Source organism: Acetivibrio sp. (genome assembly GCF_035371925.1).
In the GTDB taxonomy this organism is placed as follows: Bacteria; Bacillota; Clostridia; order Acetivibrionales; family Acetivibrionaceae; genus Hungateiclostridium.
The window spans coordinates 1-10079 of sequence record NZ_DAORXT010000103.1 but is presented as its reverse complement, the minus strand read 5'-3'; the positions used below and the strand labels follow the sequence as shown (position 1 = coordinate 10079).

At 36.8% G+C, this 10079-nt stretch carries 11 protein-coding genes, 1 tRNA gene and 1 riboswitch; of the genes, 7 read left to right on the top strand and 5 right to left on the bottom strand.

Annotated features, from left to right (window positions below):
* The first annotated feature begins 94 nt into the window (after window positions 1–94).
* Window positions 95–272: riboswitch (Lysine riboswitch) on the top strand.
* A gap of 182 nt (window positions 273–454) precedes the next feature.
* The 4 genes from PLH43_RS11750 (at window position 455) to PLH43_RS11735 (ending at window position 3768) form a co-directional block, all read left to right on the top strand.
* Window positions 455–1453, top strand: coding sequence for an aspartate-semialdehyde dehydrogenase (locus PLH43_RS11750; protein ID WP_324363326.1), 999 nt, complete (start codon window positions 455–457; stop codon window positions 1451–1453).
* A gap of 119 nt (window positions 1454–1572) precedes the next feature.
* Window positions 1573–2451, top strand: a complete 879-nt coding sequence (gene dapA / locus PLH43_RS11745; RefSeq protein ID WP_324363324.1) for a 4-hydroxy-tetrahydrodipicolinate synthase — start codon at window positions 1573–1575, stop codon at window positions 2449–2451.
* A gap of 80 nt (window positions 2452–2531) precedes the next feature.
* Window positions 2532–3290 carry a 4-hydroxy-tetrahydrodipicolinate reductase gene (dapB, locus tag PLH43_RS11740; protein ID WP_324363322.1) on the top strand — a complete coding sequence of 253 codons (759 nt, stop codon included), beginning with the start codon at window positions 2532–2534 and terminating at the stop codon, window positions 3288–3290.
* A 22-nt stretch (window positions 3291–3312) separates the two neighbouring features.
* On the top strand, window positions 3313–3768 hold the full coding sequence (locus PLH43_RS11735) for an amino acid-binding protein (RefSeq protein WP_324363320.1): 456 nt from the start codon (window positions 3313–3315) through the stop codon (window positions 3766–3768).
* A 77-nt stretch (window positions 3769–3845) separates the two neighbouring features.
* Here PLH43_RS11735 and PLH43_RS11730 read toward each other — a convergent pair whose 3' ends face one another.
* Window positions 3846–4376, bottom strand: coding sequence for a cob(I)yrinic acid a,c-diamide adenosyltransferase (locus PLH43_RS11730; RefSeq protein ID WP_324363318.1), 531 nt, complete (start codon window positions 4374–4376; stop codon window positions 3846–3848).
* A gap of 187 nt (window positions 4377–4563) precedes the next feature.
* On the opposite strand from PLH43_RS11730, the gene PLH43_RS11725 reads away from it, so the two are divergent.
* Window positions 4564–5346 (top strand): copper amine oxidase N-terminal domain-containing protein, encoded by a 783-nt coding sequence (locus PLH43_RS11725; RefSeq protein ID WP_324363316.1) that lies wholly within the window; start codon window positions 4564–4566, stop codon window positions 5344–5346.
* 87 nt (window positions 5347–5433) lie between these two features.
* Window positions 5434–5516: transfer RNA gene (locus PLH43_RS11720), tRNA-Leu, on the top strand.
* Between the two features lie 552 nt (window positions 5517–6068).
* Here PLH43_RS11720 and PLH43_RS11715 read toward each other — a convergent pair.
* Window positions 6069–8204, bottom strand: coding sequence for an ATP-dependent helicase (locus PLH43_RS11715; protein WP_324363314.1), 2136 nt, complete (start codon window positions 8202–8204; stop codon window positions 6069–6071).
* A 140-nt stretch (window positions 8205–8344) separates the two neighbouring features.
* Here PLH43_RS11715 and PLH43_RS11710 point away from each other — a divergent pair, with 140 nt between their 5' ends.
* Window positions 8345–8962 (top strand): cyclase family protein, encoded by a 618-nt coding sequence (locus PLH43_RS11710; protein WP_324363312.1) that lies wholly within the window; start codon window positions 8345–8347, stop codon window positions 8960–8962.
* 180 nt (window positions 8963–9142) lie between these two features.
* Here PLH43_RS11710 and PLH43_RS11705 read toward each other — a convergent pair whose 3' ends face one another.
* From PLH43_RS11705 to PLH43_RS11695, 3 genes are read right to left on the bottom strand one after another with little or no spacing between them, the layout of a single operon-like run.
* Window positions 9143–9412 carry a hypothetical protein gene (locus PLH43_RS11705; protein WP_324363310.1) on the bottom strand — a complete coding sequence of 90 codons (270 nt, stop codon included), beginning with the start codon at window positions 9410–9412 and terminating at the stop codon, window positions 9143–9145.
* Between the two features lie 42 nt (window positions 9413–9454).
* Window positions 9455–9634 carry a hypothetical protein gene (locus PLH43_RS11700; RefSeq protein WP_324363308.1) on the bottom strand — a complete coding sequence of 60 codons (180 nt, stop codon included), beginning with the start codon at window positions 9632–9634 and terminating at the stop codon, window positions 9455–9457.
* A gap of 27 nt (window positions 9635–9661) precedes the next feature.
* Window positions 9662–9895: a hypothetical protein gene (locus PLH43_RS11695; protein WP_324363306.1), complete on the bottom strand. Its 234-nt coding sequence runs from the start codon at window positions 9893–9895 to the stop codon at window positions 9662–9664.
* Window positions 9896–10079 lie beyond the last annotated feature (184 nt).

Sequence of the window (10079 nt, the reverse complement as noted above, 5' to 3'; positions counted from 1 at the left end):
AAAATGAAAATGACAAAAATAAATTATTTGACATATAATATTTTAGATGATAGAATATTAGAAAATAAAGTTAATAGTGTTTTGGTTTTTTATGATGTTTGATAGAGGTGCGGTTTTCAATAGTAAGCTTTCTAAAAAGTTTGAGCTTTGATGACGAAAGCCGAAAGGGGAAACTGCCGAAGGTTGTATCTGCTCAAAAAGATACAGTCTGGTTATACGGTTAATAGCTGTATAACTGTCATCAATTGATTTGATGGAGCGCTATCAGTTCATAAAAGCTTTAGTTGTATAAATTACACTAAAATCTTGATGAACTGCTGGTACTCATACCAGCTTTTTTAGTGTTCTTAAGGCCAATGCAGATGACATATCCCGCTATCAAGCAAAAACCCTGTACTTTATAAAATTTATAATATATTATATACTAGGATTATATATTTAGGAGGTTATTTTTATGAAAAAGGTTAATTTAGCAGTAGTCGGGGCTACCGGAATGGTCGGCAGAACATTTATCAAAGTACTGAAAGAAAGAAACTTACCTATCGATAACATATATTTCTTTTCCTCAAGTCGCTCTGCTGGTTCGACTGTAACTTTCAACAACAAGGAATATGTCGTAGAGGAACTTACCGAAACATCCTTTGACAGAGGGATAGATATAGCGCTGTTCTCGGCCGGTGCAAGTGTCAGTGAAAAATTTGCGCCCATAGCAGCTTCAAAAGGTTGTGTGGTTGTGGACAACAGCAGCTGCTGGAGAATGGACGAAAAAGTTCCCCTTGTGGTACCGGAAGTCAATCCCCAGGATATTTCCTGGCATAACGGTATCATTGCCAATCCGAACTGCTCCACCATACAGGCGGTTGTGGCGCTAAAGCCTTTACATGACAAATATAAAATAAAAAGAATTGTTTATTCCACATATCAGGCCGTATCCGGCGCAGGACAGAAAGGATACCAAGACCTTGAAAACGGTATTAAGGGAGAAGCTCCAAAGAAGTTCCCTCATCCGATTGCCGGCAACTGCTTGCCTCATATTGACGTATTTCTTCCAAATGGCTATACAAAGGAAGAAATAAAAATGATAGATGAGACAAGAAAGATATTGGGAGACAACAGCCTTAGAATCACTGCTACAACCGTAAGAGTACCTGTATTCAACGGTCACAGCGAATCAATAAATGTAGAGTTTGAAAAACAGTTTGATCTTGATGAATTGAAAGAAGTTTTGAAAAATGCGCCCGGTGTTATTGTCCAAGACGATGTTGCCAACAATGTTTATCCTATGCCCATTTATGCAACCGGAAAAGACGAAACCTTTGTAGGAAGAATCCGTCGCGATGAAAGTGTTGAGAGCGGTGTAAACCTCTGGGTTGTTGCGGACAATATAAGAAAAGGTGCTGCCACAAATGCCGTTCAGATCGCACAGGAATTGATTAAAATGTGGAATAAATAATTATGCTTTGACCTATTAGGATAAAGAGCACTTTTTTAACATTATTAAATATAATAAATTAGTTATAATAATTTTGTCATGTAAAATTCGCTACTAAAAAAAGTGAAAGGATGTCGATTATGAGAAAACCAATATTTACCGGTGCCGGAGTAGCAATAATAACACCTTTTACAGAAAACGGCGTTAACTTTGACAAGTTGGGGGAACTCATTGACTTCCAAATAAAAGAGGGTATCGATTCGATAATAATCTGCGGTACCACTGGGGAAGCATCGACAATGCCCGATGAAGAGCATAAAGCTGTTATAAAATATGCTGTGGAGAAAGTAAATAAAAGAGTTCCGGTTATAGCGGGAACGGGAAGCAACGACACTCATCATGCAATCAGCCTTAGCAAATATGCCGAAGAAGTAGGTGCAGATGCAATATTAAGTGTAACCCCTTACTACAACAAGACAACCCAAAAGGGACTTTACGAGCATTTTAAGCTGATTGCCGAAAGCATCAAAATTCCCGTGATTTTATACAACGTACCGGGAAGAACAGGCCTTAACATTGATCCGAAGACTGTAAAACAGTTGTCCGAAATAGAAAACATAGTTGCCATCAAGGAGTGCAACATAAACCAGGTTGGTGAAATTATCAGCATTTGCCCTCCTGATTTTACAGTGTACTCCGGAAACGACGATATGGTAGTACCTCTTCTTGCTCTAGGAGGCAAGGGAGTAATTTCGGTAATGGCAAATATTATTCCAAAGAAAACCCATGAACTTGTGGCCTCTTTCCTTGACGGAAATATTGAAGAAAGCAGAAAAATACAGCTGGACCTCTTAAATCTCGTCAAGGCATTGTTCATCGAAGTAAGCCCCATCCCTGTTAAAGCTGCAATGAATCTTATGGGTATGGAAGTCGGAAAGTGCCGTTTGCCTCTTACCGATATGAGTGAAAAGAACTTGGATATTTTAAAACAGACTCTCAAGGATTACGGCTTGATTTAAAGCTGCGCCGTACATATTACGGCGTTTGCCTTTGATTTAATTTTTTATATGTACTAATGCAAAAAGGATGTGCTATTCAAATGATAAACATATTATTAAGCGGATGTAACGGAAAGATGGGGCAAGTAATCAGCAAGCTTGCATCTGAAAAGGAAAATTTGAAAATTGCCGCGGGGTTGGATATAAATACATCAATACAGAATCCTTACCCTGTCTATACCGATATAAATAAATGCGATGCTAAAATTGATGTAATTATCGATTTTTCCCATCCTTCTGTTTTGCAAGGTCTGCTTGAATTTGCGGTTGCAAGAAAAATACCGGCGGTTATAGCAACAACCGGTCTTAGCAACTCCCAGATAAAAATGCTCCAGGAAGCATCAAAGAGCATACCCATATTTTTCTCGGCCAATATGTCGATAGGAGTAAATCTCGTGCTGGATTTGGTTAAAAAAGCCGCAAAAGTACTTGAAAACAATTTTGACATAGAAATAATCGAAAAGCATCACAACCAGAAAATCGACGCTCCCAGCGGAACTGCACTGGTCATAGCCGATGCTATAAACTCCGTTTTAGCCGAAGAACATGAGTATATTTATGACAGACATTCCAGAAGAAAAAAGAGAAACAAAAAAGAAATAGGCATACATGCGGTAAGAGGCGGTACTATCGTTGGCGAGCATTCCGTAATCTTTGCCGGCAATGATGAAATAATTGAGATAAAACACACTGCCACATCAAAATACATATTTGCCGAAGGTTCATTAAACGCAGCAGTGTTTTTACATGATAAAAAGCCGGGTATGTACAATATGGATGACCTTATCAAAAATAAATAAAATTCTGCCAGGAGGTGTTTGCATGTCCAAAAAGGTAGATGCAAATATTGATATGTCTTATGACACGGCCCTTGTGACGATTCGCAATGTCCCAAATGACATAAGACTTGTTCGTGATATTTTTACTTCCATAGCAGATGAAAATATCAATGTACAGATGATAACTAAAACTCCTCCACACAAAGGACATGTAAACATATTTTTTTGTCTTCCGTCAGAAAATCTTTTTAGAGCATTGGTCGCCATAAACAGGTACAAAAGCCGCGCCAAAGACCTTTTGATTGAAGTGGATGCCTACAGCACAAAAGTATCGGTATCCTCCGAAGAAAAGAAAAATTCTTCGGGCTTTGCGGCAGATCTTTTCAGTGCCCTTGCCGATGAAGGAATCGATATAAAGCTGGCTACCTCTTCCGAATCGGAAGTCGCATGTCTGATTTCCGAATGTGACTCTTATAAGGTTGCATCACTGATAAAATGACATAAAATCATAGATTTTCTACGTGCGGGGATTTGTTCCCCGCTTTAAATTTCGATAACAAGCTATTTAAAAACGAATTAATATTCTATCCCTTTTCTTGCTCCGATTCCTTTCTCAAAGGGATGCTTTTTGCACACATTGCAAGACACATAATCGGCAAGCTCAAGTATTTTGTCCGGGGCATTCCTTCCGGTCAAAATTATTTCAACACCAGAAGGCTTGTTTTTTAAAACATCTGCCACATCGTCGACATCAATGAGCCCATTATCCATGACCGCCATTATTTCATCCAGTATCAATATATCGCACTCATTGTATTGAAGTACGGACTTTACAAAGTCAAACGCCGCTTTGACATCATTTTTCAGCTCTGCGATTTCCTCTTCATTCATATTAAATATAAATCCGTGTTTTTTTTCGAAGCGAAATACTTTAAAGCCGGGCTCCAGCTTCTCAAGAACCTTTAGCTCCCCCGTATCCTGACTTTTCAAAAATTGCACCATATATACGGTATAACCTCTGCCAAGAGCCCTTATGCCCTGTCCGACTGCTGCCGTGGTCTTGCCTTTTCCGTCTCCTGTATAAACCTGAATCAAACCCTTTTCCATCTGCTTTCACCCACTCTTTACTTTCTAACACTTCGTATATTCTAACAATAGTATCCTATTATTTCAATCACAAATTCAAAAAACAAGGTTTTATCAAAGGAGCTTACGCTGCTTGTAAAGGCAAATGCACCATGCTATAATAAAATAAGGTAATAAAATCAAATTATGAGAGGTGGTGTAAATAAAAATGAAAATGAGAACTTTTTGTATTGTAATTGCCATTTTACTGTCATTATTTAACTCTGCATTTATCCAAGTTGCAAATGCATCGGAAATAAAAAGCACAAGCAATATTCAATTTAATGAAATAACCCAAATGGCTCTTGAAGATATTCATCATATTGAAATTAGGAACGGTACTACCGGAGAATTTGTTATAGTAAAGTCTTCCAAATTGCTCGAGGATATTTATACAGCTTTCAGCAATGCAACATACAAAATAAAGACTGATGAAAGAAAAAGCGGCGGATGGAGTTATGCCGTATCCTTTTTCGCTTCAGGTATGAACACTCCACTTGCAAAATATGCCTTCCCTTCCGGAATATCGGTAAATAACGTTATATATATTTTGGATGAGGCAGAAGATATACATAATTTGATAAAAAATATATATGATTTGAGCAATATAAAAGTTACATATGCAGAAAAGTATTTTGATTTTTCACAAGTGCCGCCTTATTTAGATAACAACAGCAGAGTTATGGTTCCCCTGAGGAGTTTTTGCGAAACCATAAACGCCAGCGTTCAGTGGCTGGATAAAACAAAGGAAATTGTAATTGTAAAAGACGGTATTACAATAAATTTTGCAATAAATAGCGATACTTATTACGTTGATAAAAGCATGAGAAAAATGGATACCACTCCTGTTATAATCAACGACAGAACATATATACCGGTTAGATACATAGCCGAAGCATTTAATATGAAAGTAAGCTTGGACGGAAAAACACGGACAGTTTCTTTATATTGACCAAAAAATTAAAAATTTTATTTAAAAAAACTATTGACATATAGGTAGAATGCTAGTATAATTTATTATGCTGAAACGAGATAACGCGCGGTCGTGGTGGAATTGGCAGACACGTACGTTTGAGGGGCGTATGCGAAAGCATGTGGGTTCAAGTCCCACCGTCCGCACCATTAATGAAGAAGAGGAAAAATGTTCCTCTTCTTTTCATTTTGTAAAGCTTTTATTCTCCCTTTTTGATTTTATACACTTTAGCTTCAACTTCAATAAAATGAACCTGTCATTTGAAATCCCCATTTTTACCCGGTAAATTAACATATAAAATGGTTTTCTCTAACAAGCACCCCTTTACCTCCAATTGAATAGAATATAGTATCTTGATATTCGCGGAGGTGAATAAAATGTCAGGAATCTTTAAAAAGAATTTCTTCAATGACAACAGCGAAATCTTATTCTTCATAATTCTTTTCTTGTTGCTGTTCTTCAACGGAAAAGATTATGACAAATATGGCTGCTAACAATTAAAGTCAAATCCGGCAGTCAAAAGGGTTGGCAGATTCAATAAATGCCCTCTAACTTCAATGCATAACACTCGGAAACATATGTACTATAAATAAATGCACTAATACTTATTTTATGAAATTGTATCCACAGAGGCATTTATGAAGGTATGTATGTTTCCGATTTATATTATTAATAATACTTCATTTCATATATAAGCATAATCAAGAAATCTTTGCAGGCTGTATCTTTTTCCCCTCAATACACGTTTTTAACGAAAGCATTTTAGTTCCCACGCTTTCAAATTCAATTACAATTAAATCTTTAGCTTCATCAAGCCTTATCACCAATCCTTGTCCAAATACCACATGTTCCAATACTGCCCCTTCGCAAATCTCATTGGGTAAAGCTCTACTTTGAGCTTGTCTTTGGGCTATATTAAAACGATTAACAAATCTAGATACTGAAACCTGCTTGTTATTTGCCTTTGAAAAAGTTATAAGTTCAAGGTATTTTCTTGCTCTGGTCACACCCACATAGAAAAGCCGGACTTCTTCCTCCATTAATGCGCAATTTCCTTCCTTTAAATCGCTTATGCTCTTTGATGACGGAAATTGCCCGTCCACCAGGTCAATCATATATACCCTGTCAAACTCGAGACCTTTACTGGAATGTATAGTCGTCAAAACCACTGCATTTTTATTTCTGTTTTTGCTTGAATTTTCCACCGCGGATTTTAGTACCGATAGTCTTTCAAAAAACTCATCGAAGGTATCAACCCTTGAAGCTATTGACTTGAGACTGTCAATAATATAATTAAGGCTTTCAACGGAATATCCCAATTCCTTTGCCGCCCTGCGAACATACTTTTCATATTCGCATTCCTTCTCTATAAACTCTATCGCCTTCAAAGGTTTAAAATAATCAATGGTTTCAATCTGACCGGCCAAATACTTTATTGCTTCATAAGTCTCTTTAGACAAACCAGGGTAATATAGCAAAGTTTCAATGGCTCCTTTACCCTTCCCCATGTTCTCTACAACATACTCAAACATTTCACGTTTTATAAACGCATTGGTTTTGTAGTAAATTTGTCCGAAAGCTTCAATATCACGGGGATTTAGTGCAAGCCGGATAAAAGCAAGGATGTCATTTACAACCCAATGCTTGAAAAAATGAAGATTGGTATCTCTAATATAAAAAGGTATGTTATTGTATTCCAGAAAATCCACCAGCGGAATGGCAGAAATATTATTCCTGTAAAGTATGGCACATTCCGATAAATTCCTCTTATTTTTCAAAACCGAAGTGAGATATGCATACTGTTCGTTACGGCTCTCTACATGCTTGAATACTACAGCCTCGCCTTCATCATTCTCGGTATACATATTCTTTTGATAACGCCCTTTGTTCTGCTTTATAAAAATATTTGCCGGAATCACAATACTCTTGGTGGAGCGATAGTTTTTTTCCATCAATAGAATTTTAGCACCGGGATAGGTCTTCCCAAAATCTAAAAGTGCTTGGGGAAAAGCGGCCCTAAACCCATAGATGCTCTGGTCTTCATCCCCCACCATGAAAATATTGTTTCTCGGATAGGCAACAAGCTTTATAATCTCATGCTGTACCAAAGATGTGTCTTGGGACTCGTCAACATTAATATAATGGTAGCTTTCTCTAAGCATATTAATAATCTCTGAATTTCTTTTAAGAAGCTGATAAGTGCCGGTAAGCATGTCGTCATAATCTATACAGCCTTCATTTTTCTTACGCTTTTCATATGCATTATAAATATCAACGAAATTTTTGATTCCGACATCCAATTCCCTTATATCATCCTCAGTGTACAGCATATTTTTGACAAAGCTGATGGAGTTGGACAAGTCCTCAAGCCTGTCATCGCTTATATATTCATTGTTGATATCCATATAAATCTTCTTTAGTATTTGATTTTTATTAACCGGGCTTTCATTGCCTTCTATAATTTGGGGCATTGGCTTGTTTTTGCTTTCGGTATAGAAGCGTACAACCCTATAGCAAAAGCTGTGAATTGTTGAAAATGTCATGCTGGATGCCAATTCTTTGCCGAAAATATCGCAAAACCGGTTTTTCATATCTTGGGCCGACGCTTTGCTGAATGTCAGCGTCAGTATTTTGCCGGGGTCAATTTTATGATTTAGAACCATATTGGCACACCTGGACACAATTACAGTGGTTTTTCCCCCTCCCGGCACAGAAAGCAGCAGAGAAGGCCCGTGAACCCGCAAAACAGCCTCTTTTTGTTGAGGATTAAGATTTATATTATATTTGTCAGCCAAAAGCCTGAAAAAGTCTTCATGGTTCATAAACTCACTCTTCACTTTCTCCCGATTTCAATTACTTATTTTAGCATGGGTTAAAAAATAAATAAAGAAGGCAAAAATTGTGTTATACTGAAAATAGAAAAATCTCTCACAAGTTTTATATTTGTAAATACTGATTGCACAGAGGAGATGGGCTCATGAAGTTTATTGATCTTAGCCATAAAATAATAGACTGTCTTCCGGCATATCCCGGGGATGAAGAAACAAGGCTTGTTAATACACGAAAACTTAAAGAGAACAGCTACACCAATCACAGGCTACATATAGATATGCACTCCGGCACCCATATTGACTCTCCCATGCACCTTATCGATTCAAAGGAATATATTTGCGACTACCCTTTAGAATCTTTTATCGGCGAGGGATGTATAATCGACGTGAGAAATGAGCCGGTAATCAAACTAAAAAAAGAGTTCAAAGATATAATAACTAATGGCTGTATCCTTCTGCTCTATACCGGGCTTTGCCGTAAATTCGGCACGGAGGAGTATTTCAATTGTCACCCTGTTGTTGATATGGAATTTGCAGAATTTATGGTGGAAAGAAAAATCAAAATCCTCGGAATGGATACTCCTTCTCCCGACAAACCGCCTTTTTCGGTTCACAGACTGCTTCTTAAAAACAAAATTTTCATCCTTGAGAATCTCACAAACCTCGAAAAGCTTCTTGATGCTGAAAAATTTGAAGTTATAGCCCTTCCTCTTAATATAAAGGCGGACAGTTCAATCCTAAGGGTTGTGGCAAGAATGATATAGCTTTGTAAAAAAAGCCCCTTATCCCGGATTATTGTTTTTACCCGGAAGCAGGAGCTTTTTTACTTCTATTACCGGCTCTTTTTATTCTTATTCTTTTTCTTCTCATTATCAAAGTCTTTTTTTCTCTCTGTTAAATCTTTTTTCAACTGTTTATACTTTTCTTTACCTTCGCTGTTCTCACTAAAGTTTTCTATTCCCCTGGTAATACTTTAAATGAGGAAATGTCTCATCATAGAGTGTCAAATAAAAGACCGATTCTTGTTCCGTCTGCAATTTGTCTTCCACATGAGGAATTACCATTTCAGGAATAAAGAAATTAACTACTTTACGCTCTTTTCCTGTGCTATTAACTATCGTATCAGTAACTTCAAGTTTATATACCATACACGGAGCTTCACCAATTGTAAAAGCAACTCCCTTTATACCTTTTAATTTACCCTTTACAATCAAGCTTCCTTCTCCAAAAAGATGTTCAGAAGTTAATTCGCCTTCTTATAAGAAACGTAAAACGACATCACTCTTACCATATTCTTTTTCATATTCCTCAAGACTTAACAGCACGTCTCCTTCTTTTTCCTCTTCATTATTTTTTATAAAGGAAGCCCCAAAAACTATGCAACCTATTGAAACAATCACAATAAGCAGTATACCAATTTTTAACTTTCTTTTCATATTCTTTTCCTTCTTTCGAATAAAACTTTAATTCCACAAAGCATTTTTTCCAGCAATATCATCTGCTTCAATGCTCCTTAATTGATATGATTCTATATAATATACCCCATTTACAACCTTTGATGTTGGACTAGCGTAACCATACATTGTTTGAACTTCCTTAGTAAAATCCAGAACAAAATTATCAGCTAAACCTGTCAAATGACCAAATTCATGCGTTAGAATCCCCTGATAATCAAAAGCATCAGACGAACGACCCAAAAAATACCATTTTTCTTACTATTAAGTATAATATCAGCACTCAAAGTATGATTTGTTGAAATTCCAGTAACTGCAATTACACTTTCTGGCACACCAAATATTTTTACTACATCACCATAGGCAACAACAGAATATAATGCTCCCCATCGTCAAGACAATTTTTTTAGCTTTTCTAAGTTAGATC